Here is a 16,732-nt window from a genome sequence, read left to right on the forward strand (position 1 = left end):
GGTCCTCCTAGACGTCCCGCTGCCTGAGCGTGGTGAAGGCAGCGAAGAGGAGCACCACCACGTAGGCGACGATGACCAGCGTGCCCTGCCAGGGCTCGAGGTACGCCGTGTTGAGCGGGTTGCCCGAGCCGGCCTCCATCATCGCGTTCGCGGCGTTCGTGGGGAGGTACTTGCGCGCCTCCTTGAAGAAGTCGTTCGGGATGAGCTGGAAGATGATCGGCAGGACGAACAGGGCCGCGACAAGGGTCACGATGGCCCCGGCCGAGTTCCGCAGGAGGGCGCCGAGGGAGAGGCCCATGAGGGCCACCGCCGCGACGTACGCTGCGCTCAGGAGCATGATGCGCTGGATGTCCCAGCTCGCCATGTCCAGGTGCAGGCTGTAGTTGCCGAGGATCGGCTGGGCTGCGAGGCCGCCGAGGAAGGCGCCGACGTAGGTGAGGACGAACCCGATGAGGATCGCGTACACGGCTTTGGCGGCGAGCACCGGCCAGCGCTTGGGGACGGCGGCGAAGGTGGCCCGGGACATGCCGGAGGTGAACTCCGCGCTGATGATGAGCACGGCCAGCGATCCGAGGATGAGCTGGGAGAACGAGACGCCGGCGACCGGGAGCTGCGGGAGGAGCGCCGAGACGTCGATGGCCTCTCGCGGGTTGGTCACGGTGCCGTTGTGCTGGGCCTGGGACACCTGGCCGAACCCCCAGGCCTGGAGGGCCGAGAACCCGACCATGAGCACCACGGAGCACAGCAGGAGGATCCGGGTTGACAGCAGCGAGAGGAGCTTGATGCGCTCGGAGTTGAGCACCCGGGGGAAGGTCGGGCCGCTGAGGGCCGGTGCCGCCGAGCGGCGGGCGTGCTGGACTGCGGTGCTCATCGGTTCGCCTCCTGGGTCTGGGCGGGGGTGCCCGCGGCGGTCTGGGCGGGTGCGGCGGGCCTGTGCCCGGCGTCGGGACGGTCGGAGCGGTACTCCACGTCATCCTTGGTGAGCTCGAGGTAGGCCTCCTCCAGGCTCGCCTGCAGCGGCGTGAGCTCGTAGACGAGGACGCCGGCGCCGAGCGCGGTCTGGGCGATCTCGCGCGGCTCGAGCCCGGAGACCTCGAGGAGCTCGCGTTCCTGGGTCTGGATGCTCACGCCCTCGCGGGCGAGGAGCGAGGCCAGCTGCTCGGGGCTGTCGGTGCGGACGCGGGTGCGGGCGCGGCCCTCGCCGTTGAGGATGTCCTGGATCGGGGCGTCCGCGATGATCTTCCCGCGGCCGATCACGATGAGGTGGTCCGCGGTCTGGGACATCTCGCTCATGAGGTGGCTAGAGAGGAAGACGGTGCGTCCCTCCGAGGCCAGGTACTTGACGAGGTTGCGGACCCACAGGACGCCTTCGGGGTCGAGGCCGTTGACGGGTTCGTCGAGCACCACGACCTGAGGGTCGCCGAGCAGCGCGGCGGCGATGCCGAGCCGCTGCCCCATGCCGAGGGAGAAGCCCTTGACCTTCTTGCGGGCCACGGCGCCGAGGCCGGTCATCTCGATGACCTCGCTGACGCGCGAGGTGGGGATGCCGTGCGTGGCCGCGAGGGCCCGCAGGTGGGTGTAGGCGGTGCGGCCGGGGTGCACGGCGCGGGCCTCGAGGAGGGCGCCGATCTCCCGCAGCGGCGCGCGGTGCTTCTCATACGGCTCGCCATTGACGGTCACGGTGCCGCGCGTGGGCGCGTCGAGGCCCATGATCATGCGCATCGTGGTCGACTTGCCGGCACCGTTGGGGCCGAGGAAGCCGGTGACGCGGCCGGGCTGGACGGTGAAGGTGACACCGTCCACTGCCGTCTTGTCGCCGTAGACCTTGGCCAGGTCTTGCGCCTGGATCATGACATTCCCCTTCGTGTTCGCATGGTTCCACGCTAGGGGCCCGCCCGGGCCGCCGCGACGGCCGTGGGGATGAACTCCCGCCCCCTGGCAGGGCCGGCCTCGTCCTCAAGGATGACTCCCGCCGGCGGTTCCTGCGCCTGCCTCCCTCAGTTGGCGGCCCGCGGCGAATACACCGTGAGCGCGCCCCGCTCCACCCGCACGCTCGCGCGCTGGACGCCGGGGATCACCTCGCCGTCCACCGCGAGGACCAGGGGGCGCCCGACAGCCGCGAGCTCGACCTCCTCCGCATCCCACTCGTGCAGGGCAGGGCTCCGCTCGGCGGTCCCGGTGACCAGCGCGGTGAGGAGACGGAGCCGGGCGAAGCGGGGCCGGGCGCTGGCGGCGCGGAGGTCGAGGACGCCGTCGTCCAGGATGGGGCGCTCGAGGGGGGCGATGTCGCGGGGCCAGTAGCGGCCGCGGCCGATGTAGAGCGTCCACACCTTGCGGCGGACACCGTCGATCTCGAGCCGCGTGGGGGTCGAGGCGCCGAACGTGCGCAGGGCGGCGAGGGTCCCGGCGGCGCGCTTGGGCAGCCAGGGCAGTCGGCGGCGCAGGTGGTCGCGCCGCCGGACGAGGTTGGGGTAGACCCCCACGCTCGCCGTGTTGAGCATGACGGCGCGCACCTCCTCCGGAGCCTCGGCGCTCCCCCGCTCGGCCCGCACCCGGCCGAGGTCGCACACGAGCGCCGTCCCGGCGCCGACCGCGTCGGCCACGTCGGCTCCCTCGAGCGCGCCGAGGTCGCGGGCGAAGTGGTTGAAGGTCCCGCCCGGCAGGACCGCAAGAGGCAGGCCGAGGTCGGCGCACACGCCGGCCACGGCGCCGACCGTTCCGTCGCCGCCCCAGACACCGAGCGCGCGCACCCCGGGGGTGGAAGCGAGGGACCGGGCCACGTCCTCGGCGTCGTCGTCCTCGCCGACCTCCTTGACCATCGCGGCCGGGAGGAGCTCCCGCACCCTGGCCGCGGAGTCGGTCCCCGCCGGCCCGCTGGCCGGATTGAGGACGACGGCGAGCCCCTCCCCCCGCTCGAGGGCAGGGGCCGATGCGGGGGTCATCCGCGCGGGCGGCGCGGTCTCGAGGCGCGCCCACCAGGTGCGCGTCACGAATGCGGCGCCGACGCCGCAGGCGGAGCCGAGGACCACGTCGCTGGGCCAGTGGGCGCCCGTATGGACCCGCGAGTAGGCCACGCCTGCGGCCAGCGGCACGAGCACCGCTCCGAGAGGCGGGCTCAGCAGACCCACCCCGGTGGCGAACGCGAAGGCGGAGGCCGAGTGGCCGCTGGGCAGGGACGAGCTCGTGGGCTGGGGGCTGAGGAAGCGGTGCACCGGGAGCGCCTCGGGATGCGGGCGGGTGCGAGGGAGGAGGCGTTTGGCCACGAGGTTCACGCCCGCAGAGGCGAGCGCCACGGCCATCAGCCCGTGCGCGGCGGCGCGCCGCGGCCGCCCTTTCTTCAGGGCCAGCGCCGCAGCGACGCCGATCCACAGCTTCGAGTGCGTGGCGGCCCGGGTGAGCCAGGAGAAGGCCGGGTCCCATGGGCCGCGTGGGAGCCGGGCCACCCGGTCGACGAGGGCGGTGTCCATGCGCTGGACGGCATGGAAGGGAAGGCCGGGAGGCCGGAGGTCACGGAGCCGGCGGGGTCGCCTCATGCGGGCCAGCCTACTGCGCCGCCCCATGCCCGGCCCCCTCCTTCCGGGTGACGCCGGCCAGGGCGAGGGCCACGAGGATGGGCACCAGGATCGCGAGCAGTGCGTGCCGCAGCCCGAGGTGGTCCCCGAGGAAGCCGAGGAACGGAGGCCCCGCGAGGAAGGCGATGTAGCCGATCGTGGACACCACCGACACCCGCGCGGCCGCCCGGCGGGGATCGTCCGCGGCGGCGGACATGCCCATCGGGAACGCGAGCGCTGCGCCGAGTCCCCAGAACACGGCCCCGACCGCGGACAGAAGATATGTACTTGCCAAGGCATATGTGCTCAGGCCGATCAGGGCCGAGACCATGCTGATGCGCAGGGCGGCGACGCGGCCGATCCTGTCGATGATGCGGCCGCCGAACCAGCGGGCCACAGTCATCGCTCCGACGAAGACCGCGAAGAGCGCGGCCCCGGCGGCCTCGCTGGCGTCCAGGCCGTCCACCACGCCCTTCGAGATCCAGTCGTTCCCCGCTCCCTCGGTGAGCGTGGCGCCCAGGACCACCACCCCGATGAGGACGGTGCGGGGATGGCGCCAGGCGTCGAGCACGGTGCCCTTCGGCGCCCGTGCCTCGGCCGCGGGGATCGGGCCCGCGCCGCCGTCCCCCGCTGCCCCAGCCGCGGCACCCTCATGGGGCGACCCGCCGGCGTCGTGCGCGAGGAAGTACCGCGGCACCACGGCGATGATCGCCGCGACGACCACTACGATCGCGAACAGGTGCAGCGAGAGGTCGATCCGGGCGGCGCTCAGGGCTGCCCCGATGAGCGCGCCGAGGACGGCGCCGCCGCTGAACGCGGCGTGGAACTGGGGCATCACGGTGCGGCCGAGCCGGTGCTCGACGTCCGCGCCGCCGATGTTCTGGGCGACGTCCCAGAAGGCGATGCCGCTGCCGAAGAGGACCATGCCCGCGGTGACGACCCACACCGAGTGCGCGAGCAGGCCGATGCCGATGACGGCGCCGGCGGTGATGGCCAGGGAGCCGCCGGAGCGGACGGTGGCCTTGAGGCCGATCCGGTCGACGATCGTCCCGGTCAGCGGCAGCGAGACGAGAGAGCCGAGGGCGCCGACGAGCAGGACGGCGCCCATCTCGCCCGTGCTCAGTCCCAGCGCCTCGGTCACCGACGGGATACGCGCCGCCCAAGAGGCAAAGATGAACCCGTTGGTGCCGAAGATGACGAAGATGGCGATGGCGGCTGCCCGGACGGTGCCAGCCGAGTCGGTGCGGGTGCTCATGGGGCTCCCACCGGCGTCCCCCAATCCGTCGATCGCATGGCCCTACTCAATCACCCCGGGGCTGAGGGCCGCGCGCGCCGCGTCGGAGCGGCCGCGAATCCGCCGCTCTACGGGGTGGCCGAGGGCGAAGCTGTCCCGATGCCGGAGGCGGCACCAGCCGTGACCATGCTGCCGTCGGGTGCGACGAGGTACCAGACGCCCGCCACTCCCTGGCCACTGGCCTTACCGGCCGCGGTGTCCTTGGCGTAGTAGTAGATCGGCAGCCCGTTGAGGGTGACCTGCTTGCCGCCGTCCGCGGCCGGGATACTGCCGACCTGCGCCGTGATGCCCTCCACTGTCGGCTGCTGGGCGCTGGTCACCGCCGGCCACAGGGTCGCGCAGCCGCCGAGGCACACGCTCTTCGACTCGCCGCGCTTGTCCTCGGTGTAGAAGTACACCGGCAGGCCGTCCGCGTCGACGACCACCCGCCGGCCGTCCACCGTCGCCGTCTTCAGGCCGGTGGTCGCCTTCCCGGAAGCCTCAGGGCGTTCGGCTCCCGCGGCGTAGCCGCTCGGGGACGTCATCGGCGCGGTCGACTGCCCCGATGTGGGGCCCGCGCCCCCGCAGGCTGAACAGAGGGCGCCGCAGGTGACGACGGCCGAGGCGAAGATCAGGATCCGTGACCTGTGCTGCATGGCGTGGCCTTCCGACGAATGTGTGTGCTCAGTGGCCTCCTACCCCGTTCCCGTCCCTTGACCCGGCCTGTTTGGCTCAGGGCTGTCGCGGGCACAGGAATGCGTATGAGCGACGACACCGCGACCCTCGGCAGCCCTGACCCCGAGCCCCAGGGAGGGCTGGACCGCGACCCAGGCGACTGGGTGACCGGAGACGAGCCGATGACCGCCGCCCAGCGCAGCTACCTCGACACGCTCGCGAGGGAGGCCGGGGAGGAGCTCCCCGCCGACCTCACCAAGGCGGAGGCCTCGCGACACATCGACAGGCTGCAGAGCAAGAGCGGACGGCTCTCGGAGGATCCCGGCCAGCAGTAGCGGGCGGCCCTCCCGGAGCGCGATCCCCCGCCCGGTGGGGTTCAGGGGCACTCGAAGCCGCTGGTAGGCGTGCCCGGATCGTGGGCGCCCACGATCTCGAGCGCGACGTCCCTGAGCTTGCGGTTCCGGTGGTTGGACGCCTGGACCAGGATCTCCTTCGCCTCCCGCTGCGTGCAGTGGGACTGGCCCATGATGATGCCGAGGGCGAGGTTGATCGCCGTGCGCGAATCGAGCGCCGCCATGAGGTCGCCGGCCAGCTCGTTTCCCGCGGCGAGGCGCAGCGCGATCCTGAGCGCGCCGGAGGCATCGGCGGCCACGGCGGAGAGTTCCTCCCGGTCCGGTGCCGTGAAGGCGTTGCGCCTGACGCTGTAGCAGTTCAGCGCCGCGCTCGCCTCGCTCTGCAGCGGGATCGGCGCGGCCATGAGCGACCGCGGGCCGTAGTCCCTGATATGCGAGACGAAGCCGGCCCATCGCTGCTCGCACCACAGGTCTCCGGAGCTGACTGCCGAGCCGGTTCGAACCGCATCGAGGCAGGGCCCCTCGTCCGCCGCGTACTGGAGTTCATCCCATCGCGAGGCCTCGGGGTCGCTCGAGGCGATCGTGGTGCCTCGGCGGCGCCGCTGCAGGGTCACGCTGCAGTAGTCGGCCCCATGGGGCGCGAGGCGTTCCGCGGCGGCGTCCGTCAGCTGCCCCAAGAAGGCCTTCAGGTCCTCGCTCGCGAGCAGGGCTTCCTGCAGCTGGAGCGCGGTCACCGTCCGTGTCTCAATGTTCTCGCTCGTCACCTTGCCGCCTCCCTCGGCGCCCGTCAGGTGGAAACTCCCCTTCCGTTTCCTCAATCATCCGACTGGTTCTCCGCGAACGCAACGATTGCGAGTGCGCACGGATTGAGGGGTCCCGGTCAGTGGCGGGATACCTCGAGGGCGCGGGCGACGGCGGCCTCGGCGCCCTGCGTCCACGGCTCACCGTGGCCGGGCAGGAGGATCGAGGCCTTCGTCGAGGCGAGGGCGTCCAGGGAGGCCAGCGCGGCGCCGCTGTCCGCGGTCGCCGCCTGGGCCACGATCTGGGGGCCGCGGCCGCCCGTGTAGGGGTCGAGGGTCACGAGGGCGTCGCCGGTGATCACTGCGCCGCGCTCGGGGAACCACAGGGCGACCGAGCCGGCGGTGTGGCCGGGCACCGACAGGAGGGTGGGGGCGCCCGGCAGCGACCGCAGGGCGTCCTGATCGACGGTACGCACGTCGCGGATGCCGGGAACGGCGAACGCCCCGGCGGCCGCCATCCGCCCGAGGGCTGCGAGGGACTTGGGGTAGCGGACCGGATAGAGCAGTGCACTCCGCTCGTGCCGGTAGCGGTAGGGATGGGCAGCGATGTAGTGGTCGGCGGAATGCGCGTACACCGGGATGCCCAGCCTCGCCCTGAGACGGGTGGCGGAACCGATGTGGTCGAAGTGTCCGTGGGTCAGGACGAGCGCCCTGATGTCCTCCGGTCCTCTGCCGAGGGTCCGGACGGCCTGCGCGAGCAAGCGCTCGCTCGAGGGGAATCCGGCGTCCACCAGCATCAGGCTCCCGCCGTCCTCGACCACGTACAGGTTGGTGGCGGCGTGCTCGAGCCGGTGGATCCCGGGGGCCGCGTTCTTGGTGAACATTGCGACCGGTTACCCCGGCGTGCTGGGTCGAAACGGCGGCTCAGCCCGCCTTGACGAGGAAGTTCTTCAGCAGGGGCCCGGAGACTGTCGCGCCGAGGCCGCCCTCCTCGACGAACACCGCGACCGCGAGGTCGCCGTGGGTTCCGATGATCCAGGCGTGGGTCTTGGGCGGGCTGTCGGAGCCGAACTCCGCTGTGCCGGTCTTCGCCCCCACGGGGCCGCCGGGGACATCCGCGAGGAAGCCCGCGTGCCCGCTCGTGACGACCGCCCGCATCATGTCCTTCAGCACCGCCGCCTCGGCCGCCGTGAGCGGTGGGCCGGGCTGGGAGGCGGGGCTCGCCGTCGTGCCCGCGGACGACGGCGCGGGGCCGGCCGAGCCGCTCCCGGTAGCCAGGGCGGCACCCGTGGCAGTGGCGGACGCGCCCGCGGACGGCGACCCGCCCGGCGTCGTGCCCGTCTGGGGGTTCAGCACGAGCTGCGCCGAGACGGGCGAGCCCTTCGCGACCGACCCGGCCATGATCGCGGCCGCGAGCGGGGAGAACAGCACCCTGCCCTGGCCGATCATCGAGGCGGCGTGCTCGGTCGAGCCGGCGTCGCCCGGGACGGATCCGAGGAAGGCCGGCGCCCCGAGCTTGGGGGCGTCGACGGCCACCCCGAGAGAGGTCGCGGCGGACTCGAGCTGAGGCTGCGAGACCTTGTCGCGCTGGGAGATGAAGGCGGTGTTGCACGAGTGGGCGTAGGCGTCGCGCAGGGTGATCTCGCCGAGCGAGGAGGCAGGGTATCCGGTGGCGTTCTGGAAGGTCTTGCCATCCACGGTGAGCGTGGGGGTGCACTGCACCTTCAGGTCCGCGGTGGCGCCCTGGCGAATGAGCGCGAGGGAGTCGATGGTCTTGAAGATCGACCCGGGCGCGTACTGGCCGAACATCGCGGTGTTGTAGCCGTTGCTGCCGGGTCCGGAGGCGGCGGCGAGGACCGCGCCGTCGGAGGGGCGCAGCGCGACGATTGCCGAGGCCGGCCCGATGCCGGCGAGCTCGTCCTCCGCGAGCTGCTGGAGTCGGGGGTCGAGGGTGGTCTTCAGCGGGGTCCCCGGCACCGGCTGCTTCGTGAAGAGCGTGCGCCGCACCCCCGGCTCCGCCTTGAGCTTCTCCGCGGTGAGGTCGGCGGCCTGTGCGTAGACCGTGATGCCGTCCTGGCCGCGGAGCTGGGCGTCGTACTTGGCCTGTAGCCCACTGGCCCCGGTCGTCTCGCCGGGCTGGATCGCCCCGCCCGAATCCTTCACCTGCTCCGCCGTGGCCTGCCCGACCACGCCGAGGACTGGCCGGGCGAAGGTGCGGGTCGGTGCCAGCGGCATGCTGTCCTTGACGGTGATGGCGCCGGGGACGGCCGCGATCTGGCTGTCGGTGGGTGTGCGCCCGGGCTCGTCGCGGAGCGTGATGGCCTCCACGAAGGCCTTCTCGCCGGCGGCCTTGACCTGCTTCGCGAATTCGCCGGGGTCGATCTTGACCAGGGCCGCGAGCTTCGTGGCGGAATCGGCCTGGCGGTCGGCGGCGAGCTGGGACTTGTCGATGCCCACGCGGAGCACGGGCCGCTCGGTCACGAGCTTCGCGTCCCCGGCCCCGAGGATATCCGCGCGGGCCGGTGCGGCGGTGTCGACCGTGAGGACCTCGGCGTCGGCGAGCTGGGGGGCGAGGAGATCGGGCTTCCACTGGGTCAGCCAGCGGTCGCCGTCCCGGGCGAGCTGCGCCGTCGTCTGGTAGGTCCAGTCCTGCCCGGCGAGCTTCCAGTCGTAGGCGAGGACGACGTCGGCCTTGTCGCCGTCCACTTTCGGCTCGCCGGCGGTGACGGCCGGCTTCACGTCGCCGAGGCCCTTGAAGGCGGCGGCGAGCTGCTGCTGGGCAGCCGCCGGGTCCTTGCCCTTCAGGGGCACGCCGCCGACGTCGCGGGCGGCAAGTGCCGAGGCGAGCTTTCCGGCGGCCTGCTTGGCCGCCGTCTGGCGACCGTCGTCGCACGAGGTGAGCGCCGCGCCCATCAGGGCGGCGGCGAGGACGAGCGAGACCACACGGAAGTTCCCCACGCCGACAGCTTAAGCGGTGGCTCCGACAGGACTGGGACCGCCCGGGCCACGCCGTGGATCCGGCGGGGGCGGCGGGTCAGCGCCTGCCGTTGCGGGCCTCGTTCGCCCGCAGCGACCAGGCAGCCAGGAGGGCCAGGGAGAGCGGGTAGGCGAGGGTTCCGACGATGCCCCCGGCGCAGACGAGGACCAGGATCACCGCCAGTGCCGCGGCGGCCGCGACCCGTATCCGGACGCGTCGGGAAACCGGGGTCCTCTGGTGAGAGCTGACAGCCATCGCCCTCGCCTCCTGGTCATGCTGGAAGGCACGTTCTGGCGAGGGCTGCCGAGCCCAAGGTGAAGCCTGTTCCCCCGTGACCTGCTTGTCCACGATGCCCCAGCCCCCTGGATTCAGGGTCGTCCCGCGGCGCGGATCCGGGCCAGAGTCCAACGGCCCGGTCGCCCAGCACTGGGGAGGTCGGGGTGCCCGCCGGCCTATCCGCTCCAGACGTCGCCGGCTTCCAGGCGGCTGATCTGTGCCAGGGCCTGTTCCGTGTCGAGGCCGGCGCGGCGGAGCCCCTCCAGGGTCTGCTCCCGGCGGCGGACCGCTTGGGGGTCGAGGGCAGCCGTCCCGTGGGATGGCAGCTGCGGGCGGACCGGGTCGCGGGGCGGCCGGCTGGAGTCGGCCGGGTCGAAGGGGCCGGGCGAGCGGGTCCGCGCGGCCGCGGGGCGGTCATGGTGACGCGGGGGACGAGCAGGGGCGTTCTTCATCGGACTCCGTTCTGCATCCTGGGACAGCTTCTTCCCAGAGTCCGAGATGGCGGCTCTCATCTGGAGGGCCAAAAGTCCCACATCTTGGCCCTCCCGGACGCGCGCTCCCCGGTCGGGGATGCGGCCGGCGGCTGGACGAGCGTCAGCGGCCTCCCCCCGCGCCCTCCCGGACTGCTGCCCCGTCCGCAGCCGGATCCGATGCGGCCGCCGCGTCCACGGCGGTGAAGAGTTCGGCAGTGCGCACGCTCTTCAGCACGAGCGCGTAGGCCCCCGCGGCCGCGGCGCGGCGGTCGAGCTCCGGGGCCTTCCACGCGGCCAGGAGCACGCACCGGATCGCAGGGACGGCCTCCCGGACGCGGCGGCAGATGTCCACGCCCGCCCCAGTGAGCATCCCGGCGTCGAGCACGCAGACGTCCGGCCGCAGGTTCAGGATCTGCGCGACCGCGGCGTCGGGGTCCCCGCTTGTGCCGACGACGTCGAACCCCTCGTCCTGGAAGAGCTCGCGGAGGCTCTCACGGGCCAGGTCATGGCGGTCATAGATGAACAGCCGGGCCCGAGGGCGCGCGGCAGCAGAGGATGGGTGGGGGCACATGGGCTGGCTCCTTCCAGTTCGATCCAGAAGAGGACACAAGAGGGCATCGTGCCCTCGTTCGGTCCGGAAGGGATCGCCCAGTACCACCATTCTCTCTTTGCCGCGGCCTCTTGGATAGGGCAGGAATCCCCATGTACTTCAAGCAGATCCTCGGGACGGGCTGTTTCCGGCGCGCGCAGGGACGGCCCGCGTCAGAGCCTGAGCTCTAGCAGCACCGTGTCCCGCCAGGTTCCCGCGAGCGGCCCGTGCCCCATGAGGGCGATCCGTTCGCGGCGCCCGACCTCGCGGAAGCCGAACTTCCGGTGGAGCGCCAGGCTCGGGGCGTTCTCGGGGAAGACGGTGGCCTGGACAGTCCAGATCCCGCGGTTCCGCGATTCCTCGAGGAGGGCGCCCATGAGGAACGTCCCCACGCCGCGTCCTCCGACCGCGGGGTCCACGTAGAGCGAGTGCTCCACCACGCCGCGGTAGACCTCGCGGGCGGACACGCGGCCCGCCCCGGCCCAGCCGAGGACCGGAGAGCCGGAGCCCGACTCGCAGGCCACGAGGACGAACTCCTTCCTCGCCGCAAAGGCCTCCCAGGTGGGCGGCGGTGCCGATTCGAAGGTCGCATCGCCCGGCTCGATCCCCGCGGCGTAGATGTCCCGGATCCGCGGCCACTCGGCGGCGGTGGCATCGCGGGCTGTCAGGGCATGCCGGGCCTCGGCGGGATGGGCGTCCATGGGGCGATGGTACGCGCCCGGGACGCCGTCCCGGGGCCTACCGGGCCCGCTCGACGCGCCCCTCGTCCCACACCGGCTCGGCAGCCTCGCGGACGGTGCCGTCCGAGCCGAACACGAGGAACCGGTCAAAGGACTTCGCGAACCAGCGGTCGTGGGTCACGGCCAGGACGGTGCCCTCGAACGCGTCGATGGCCCGCTCGAGCGCCTCGCCCGAGTGGAGGTCGAGGTTGTCGGTGGGCTCGTCGAGGAGCAGCAGCGTTGCCCCGGAGAGCTGGAGGAGGAGGACCTGGAACCGGGCCTGCTGGCCGCCCGAGAGCGACTCGTACTTCTGCTCGGACTGGCCCGCGAGCCCGTAGCCGTCGAGGGCGCCTGCTGCGGCCTCCCGTGCCAGGCCGGAGCGGTGCTCATCGCCGCGGTGCAGGATCTCGAGCAGGGTCCGGCCGGCAAGGTCCGGCCGGGAGTGGGTCTGGGCGAAGTACCCGGGCCGGACCCGGGCGCCGAGCCTGACCGTCCCCTCGTGCGGGACGGGCGCGATGACCACCTCGGAGACCGGCAGGTGCTCGCGCTCCGGATCGGTGCCCCCGAGGGCGAGCAGGCGCAGGAAGTGGCTCTTGCCCGAGCCGTTCGAGCCGAGCACTGCTACCCGGTCCCCGAACCAGATCTCGGTGGAGAACGGCTTCATGAGCCCCGTCAGTTCGAGCTTCTCGGCCACGACCGCGCGCTTGCCGGTGCGCCCGCCGCGCAGCCTCATCCGCACGTTCTGCTCCACGGGCAGCGCCTCGGGCGGCCCGGCGGCGAGGAACTTCTCGAGCCGGGTCTGGGCTGCGTGGTAGCGGTTGGCCATGTCGGAGCGGAACGCGGCCTTGGTCTTGTACATGGTCACGAGCTCCTTGAGCTTCGCGTGCTCCTCGTCCCAGCGCTTGCGCAGTTCCTCGAACCGGGCGTTCCGCTCGGCCCGTGCCTCCACGTAGGAGGCGAACCCGCCGCCGTGGATCCAGGCGCTCGCCCCGTTGATCCCGGGCTCGAGCGTGACGATGCGCTGGGCCGCGTTGTTGAGCAGCTCCCGGTCGTGGCTGATGAAGAACACCGTCTTGCGCGAGGCGTTGAGCTTGGCCTCGAGCCAGCGCTTGCCGGGGACGTCGAGGTAGTTGTCCGGCTCGTCGAGGAGCAGGAGATCGTCGGGGCCGGCGAAGAGGGCCTCGAGGACGAGCCGCTTCTGCTCGCCGCCGGAGAGGGTGGCGGCCGTGCGGTGCTGCGCGCGCTCGTACGGGACGCCGAGCGCCGCCATCGTGACCTCGTCCCAGACGGTCTCCCACTCGTACCCGCCGGCGTCCCCCCACTCGGCGATCGCGTGGGCGTAGGCCATCTGGGTGGCCTCGCCGTCGTCCTCCATCATGGCCAGCTCGGCGGCGTCGAGCGCCCGGCCGGCGGCCGCGACGTCGGCGGGAGCAGCCCCCAGCAGGAGGTCACGCACCGAGGAGTCGTCGCGCACCTGGCCGATGAACTGCCGCATGACGCCCAGGGAGCCCGACCGCCCCACCACGCCCTCGTCGGGTGCGAGGTCGCCCGCGATGATCTTGAACAGGGTCGTCTTGCCGGTGCCGTTCGGGCCGATGAGCGCGGTCTTCGAGCCTTCCGGGACCTTGAAGGTCACGCCGTTCAGGAGCGGGGTGCCGTCCGAGAGGACATAGTCGATGCCGGAGAGGTCGAGGTGGGCCACCCATCAAGCGTAGTGGCTGGCCGCTGGCACCCCGGTGCCGGCCCCTGCGGGCATCTGGACACAACACAGGCCCGGAACGCCCCAAGAACGCCTGAGTTGTGTCCATATGCCCAGCCAGCGCCAGAGGTGCCCGGCCGTCACTCCCCCGCGAGGCGCCGCTTGGTCTTCGCCGTCGCCACCGCGGTCCACGGGTCCTCGGGCCAGGGGTGCTTGGGGTAGCGGCCGCGCATCTCGGCGCGCACCTGCGCGTACGGGCCCGACCAGAAGGAGGCGAGGTCGGCGGTCACGGCCAGCGGCCGTCCCGCCGGGGAGAGGAGATGGAAGAGCACGGGCACGCGCCCGTCCACGAGTCGGGGCGTCTCCGCCCAGCCGAAGCACTCCTGGAGCTTGACCGCCACGATCGGACTCGCACCCGGCGCCGCGGTGCCGTCCGCGCCTGGGAGGTCGTCGACGGGCGGGTACTCGATCCGCACGCGCGACCCGCTGGGCACCTCGAGCCGCTCGGGTGCGAGCTCGGGGAGCCGGGAGGCCTCGGGCCAGGGCAGGAGCCGACGCAGGGGCTCGGCGAGGTCGATCCCGCGGGCCGCGGCGCCCTGCGCGAGCGCATCGACCTCCGGGGCGAGCCAGTCGTCGAGGCGGGCGAGCAGGGCGGAATCGGCCACGTCCGGCCAGGGTGCGCCGAGCTCGCGGTTCAGTAGCGCAAGCCTGCGCCGCAGCGCCTCTGCGCCCTCGGACCAGCCGATGACGCCGAGCCCGTGCGCCGCGAGTGCGCGGATGACCGCGGCGTGGCCCTCCTCCGCGGCGGGACGCACCGGGGTCGAGGCGAGCTGGATGGCGCCCAGGCGCCGCTCGCGCCGCGCCACGACCCGGCCGTCCTCGAACGAGGCCTCGACGCGGTCCGTCAGCAGGTGGGCGGCGGCCGACTCGGCGAGCTCACGGCTGATTGGGGCTGCCGCACGCACGACGGCGCCCGTCCCCGCCGCGTCCCGGCCCGCCGCCCGCGCGGCCTCGGCCACGGCGAGCCATTCGTGTCCCGACAGGGAGCTGCCGGCGGGGAGCCCGGCCCGGGTGCCGGAGGCGAGCAGGTAGGCCTCCGGGCCGCCGGGGACGCGGCGCGCCACCGACCCCGGGAAGGCGAGGGCAACCACGGCCCCCACCTCCGTTGAGGGGTCATGTCCCTGCGTTGAGGGGTCATGTCCCAGCGTTGAGGGGTCATGTCCCTGCGCGGACCCGGCCCCGGCGTCCCGCGCGATCCGCTCGAACCGCCGGACTTCCTCGGCCCAGGCGCGCGCCTGCGGGTCGCGGCCGGAGCGGAGCGCCGAGAGCAGGCGTCCGAGGTCGGCGCCGGGCGGCCGCAGGTCGCGGGCCGCCATCGCGACCGCTTCGGCGGCGGCCCGCGCGCCCACCAGTCGTGTCCCCTCGAGCAGGGCGCGGGCCAGCCGCGGGTCGGCCGGGATCCGCGCGAGCCGGCGCCCCAGAGCGGTCGCATGTCCGGCATCGTCCACGGCGCCGATCGCCGCGAGGGTGGAGACGGCATCGGCCAGCGCCGCGCGCGGCGGCGCGTCCGGGAGGGCGAGCCCCCGGCCGCCGGGCGCTCCCCAGCACGCGAGGATGAGCGCTGCCTCCGTCAGGTCAGCCGCGGCGATCTCGGGGGTCGAGTGGGCCGGTGCCGCGGCATAGGCCCGCTCGTCGTAGCAGCGCACCACGCGGCCGGGCCCCTGGCGGGCGGCACGTCCGGCGCGCTGCTGCGCCGAGGCCCGGGAGCAGGAGACGGTCACGAGGCCGGACATCCCGCGCGAGGCGTCCCGGCGCGGTTCACGCGCCAGGCCGGAGTCGATGACGAGCCGCACCCCGGGGACCGTGAGGGAGGACTCCGCCAGCGCGGTCGAGACGACGATCCGCGGCCGGTCCCCGGGGCCGCGGCCGGACACTGCGCGGTCCTGCTCGGCGGCCGGGACCTGCCCGTGCAGCTCGAGGACCTCGGTGCCCCGCACCCGCGCGCGCAGCCGCTCGGCCACATGCCGGACCTCCCGGGCCCCGGGGACGAAGACGAGGGCGTCGACATCCCTGGCGGCCGCGAGCTCGGCGGCGAGCTCGCGTGCCGCGGTGTCGGCCACGTGGTCGAGGAAGGCGCGGGCCACGCCGCGCTCGTCGATCCTCGGGGCGTCCCACGGTGCCCAGGTGACCTCGAGCGGGTGCAGCGCGGACGGGCAGTCGACCACCGGCGCGGGCCCCTCCTCGTCGCCCAGCAGCCCGGCGAAGCGCGGGGCATCCACGGTGGCGGACATGGCCACGAGCCGGAGGTCGCCGCGGAGCTGGCGGACCTCGGCGAGCATGCCCACGAGCAGGTCAGTCTCGAGCCCGCGTTCGTGGACCTCGTCGAGGACCACGGCGTCCACTCCCTCCAGCCCCGGATCTGCGAGCAGACGGCGCACCAGCACCCCCGGTGTGACGAACTCGACGACGGTGCCCGCACCGGCGGTCCGCTCGCCCCGCACGGTGTAGCCGGTCCGGTGGGCCGCCCGGACGCCGTCCAGTGCGGCGAGCCGGTGGGCGGCGGCCCGCACGGCGACCCGACGCGGCTGGGTGACGACGACGCGCGGCGGGGCGCCGCCGTCGTGCGCCTCGGCGAGGGCGAGGTTCGCCACGAGCGGCGGGACGAGGGTGGTCTTGCCCGTTCCCGGCGGCGCCTGCACGACCGCGGCGTCTCCCGGGCCGGCGAGGGCAGCCCCGAGCTCCGCGAGCGAGCCGGCGAACGTGAGGCCGGCGCCGATGCGGGCCAGGTCGAACGGCTGTGCGGGCGGGCGGGTGGTCATCGGTCCATTGTGCCCGGGGGAAGAGCGCTACTCGGTGTCGCGGAGCAGTGCGCGGAGCAGGCGGATGAGGTCGGCGCGCTCGGCGGGGCTGACCGCATCGAGCATCGCCTCGTCGACGCGGCGGACGGCGGGGAGCCAGCTCTCAAGGAGCTCGGCGCCCTGATCCGTGAGGGCCACGTAGCGGCGCCGGCGATCCCGGGCATCGACCGTGCGCTCGAGGAGCCCGCGCTTCTCGAGCCGGCCGAGGAGCTCGGCGAGGGTGGCCTTGCCGGTGGCAGCGGCGACTCCGAGCCTCGCCTGCTCGATGCCGGGGTGCTCTGCGACGGCACGCATGACGGCGTACTGCGCCTTGGTCAGCTCAGGCACCGCCGCCTGCCAGGCGGTCGCGTGGTCCTGCATGAGGCGCCGCATGAGGTGGAACACCTCCCCGTTGAGCTCGTCCGCCATCCGCCCCTGCCCGAGTCCGATATCACGACGCACGCGGCCGTCCCGCGGTCACAGGCAAGTATAGACTGGAATTGTTTGTATACGAATGTTCTTATGCGGATGTCCATCCCACGACTGAGAAGAGGAAGCCGCCCGGTGAAG

General features: G+C 73.3%; 16 protein-coding genes. 1 reads left to right on the plus strand and 15 read right to left on the minus strand.

What is annotated here, in order from left to right; all coding sequences use genetic code 11:
- Positions 1 to 7 precede the first annotated feature (7 nt).
- From ACYVKZ_RS13550 to ACYVKZ_RS13570, 5 genes are all read right to left on the minus strand, one after another.
- A complete protein-coding gene (locus ACYVKZ_RS13550) occupies positions 8 to 871 on the minus strand; it encodes an ABC-2 transporter permease (protein ID WP_460992776.1) in 864 nt (287 codons plus the stop codon).
- Entirely contained in the window at positions 868 to 1,851 is a 984-nt protein-coding gene (locus ACYVKZ_RS13555; RefSeq protein WP_460992777.1) for an ABC transporter ATP-binding protein, read from the minus strand. Before ACYVKZ_RS13555 ends, ACYVKZ_RS13550 begins: the two co-directional genes overlap by 4 nt.
- A 146-nt stretch (positions 1,852 to 1,997) precedes the next feature.
- On the minus strand, positions 1,998 to 3,533 hold the full coding sequence (locus tag ACYVKZ_RS13560) for a phosphatase PAP2 family protein (protein ID WP_460992778.1): 1,536 nt from the start codon (positions 3,531 to 3,533) through the stop codon (positions 1,998 to 2,000).
- A gap of 10 nt (positions 3,534 to 3,543) precedes the next feature.
- The gene (locus ACYVKZ_RS13565; RefSeq protein WP_460992779.1) at positions 3,544 to 4,806 is read right to left on the minus strand and encodes an MFS transporter; all 1,263 of its coding nucleotides are present in this window, start codon (positions 4,804 to 4,806) and stop codon (positions 3,544 to 3,546) included.
- A 107-nt stretch (positions 4,807 to 4,913) separates the two neighbouring features.
- Entirely contained in the window at positions 4,914 to 5,480 is a 567-nt protein-coding gene (locus tag ACYVKZ_RS13570; protein ID WP_460992780.1) for a COG4315 family predicted lipoprotein, read from the minus strand.
- A 105-nt stretch (positions 5,481 to 5,585) separates the two neighbouring features.
- Between ACYVKZ_RS13570 and ACYVKZ_RS13575 the strand changes: the two genes are divergently transcribed.
- Positions 5,586 to 5,834 carry a DUF3072 domain-containing protein gene (locus tag ACYVKZ_RS13575; RefSeq protein WP_460992781.1) on the plus strand — a complete coding sequence of 83 codons (249 nt, stop codon included), beginning with the start codon at positions 5,586 to 5,588 and terminating at the stop codon, positions 5,832 to 5,834.
- Positions 5,835 to 5,875: 41 nt separating this feature from the next.
- Here the strand turns inward: ACYVKZ_RS13575 and ACYVKZ_RS13580 are convergent, their stop codons facing one another.
- From ACYVKZ_RS13580 to ACYVKZ_RS13625, 10 genes are all read right to left on the minus strand, one after another.
- Positions 5,876 to 6,616 (minus strand): GAF and ANTAR domain-containing protein, encoded by a 741-nt coding sequence (locus ACYVKZ_RS13580; protein WP_460992782.1) that lies wholly within the window; start codon positions 6,614 to 6,616, stop codon positions 5,876 to 5,878.
- 116 nt (positions 6,617 to 6,732) lie between these two features.
- Complete coding sequence (locus ACYVKZ_RS13585) at positions 6,733 to 7,476, minus strand: MBL fold metallo-hydrolase (protein WP_460992783.1); 744 nt, start codon at positions 7,474 to 7,476, stop codon at positions 6,733 to 6,735.
- A 40-nt stretch (positions 7,477 to 7,516) separates the two neighbouring features.
- Entirely contained in the window at positions 7,517 to 9,550 is a 2,034-nt protein-coding gene (locus ACYVKZ_RS13590; protein WP_460992784.1) for a penicillin-binding transpeptidase domain-containing protein, read from the minus strand.
- 76 nt (positions 9,551 to 9,626) lie between these two features.
- Positions 9,627 to 9,824, minus strand: coding sequence for a hypothetical protein (locus ACYVKZ_RS13595; protein ID WP_460992785.1), 198 nt, complete (start codon positions 9,822 to 9,824; stop codon positions 9,627 to 9,629).
- 197 nt (positions 9,825 to 10,021) lie between these two features.
- Entirely contained in the window at positions 10,022 to 10,297 is a 276-nt protein-coding gene (locus tag ACYVKZ_RS13600) for a hypothetical protein (RefSeq protein WP_460992786.1), read from the minus strand.
- A gap of 142 nt (positions 10,298 to 10,439) precedes the next feature.
- Positions 10,440 to 10,889: a response regulator gene (locus tag ACYVKZ_RS13605; RefSeq protein ID WP_460992787.1), complete on the minus strand. Its 450-nt coding sequence runs from the start codon at positions 10,887 to 10,889 to the stop codon at positions 10,440 to 10,442.
- A 191-nt stretch (positions 10,890 to 11,080) separates the two neighbouring features.
- Positions 11,081 to 11,608, minus strand: coding sequence for a GNAT family N-acetyltransferase (locus tag ACYVKZ_RS13610; RefSeq protein ID WP_460992788.1), 528 nt, complete (start codon positions 11,606 to 11,608; stop codon positions 11,081 to 11,083).
- 37 nt (positions 11,609 to 11,645) lie between these two features.
- On the minus strand, positions 11,646 to 13,328 hold the full coding sequence (locus ACYVKZ_RS13615; protein ID WP_460992789.1) for an ABC-F family ATP-binding cassette domain-containing protein: 1,683 nt from the start codon (positions 13,326 to 13,328) through the stop codon (positions 11,646 to 11,648).
- A 137-nt stretch (positions 13,329 to 13,465) separates the two neighbouring features.
- On the minus strand, positions 13,466 to 16,144 hold the full coding sequence (gene hrpB / locus ACYVKZ_RS13620) for an ATP-dependent helicase HrpB (RefSeq protein WP_460992790.1): 2,679 nt from the start codon (positions 16,142 to 16,144) through the stop codon (positions 13,466 to 13,468).
- A 27-nt stretch (positions 16,145 to 16,171) separates the two neighbouring features.
- On the minus strand, positions 16,172 to 16,624 hold the full coding sequence (locus ACYVKZ_RS13625; protein WP_460992791.1) for a MarR family winged helix-turn-helix transcriptional regulator: 453 nt from the start codon (positions 16,622 to 16,624) through the stop codon (positions 16,172 to 16,174).
- Positions 16,625 to 16,732 lie beyond the last annotated feature (108 nt).

The organism is Sinomonas soli (assembly GCF_054782415.1).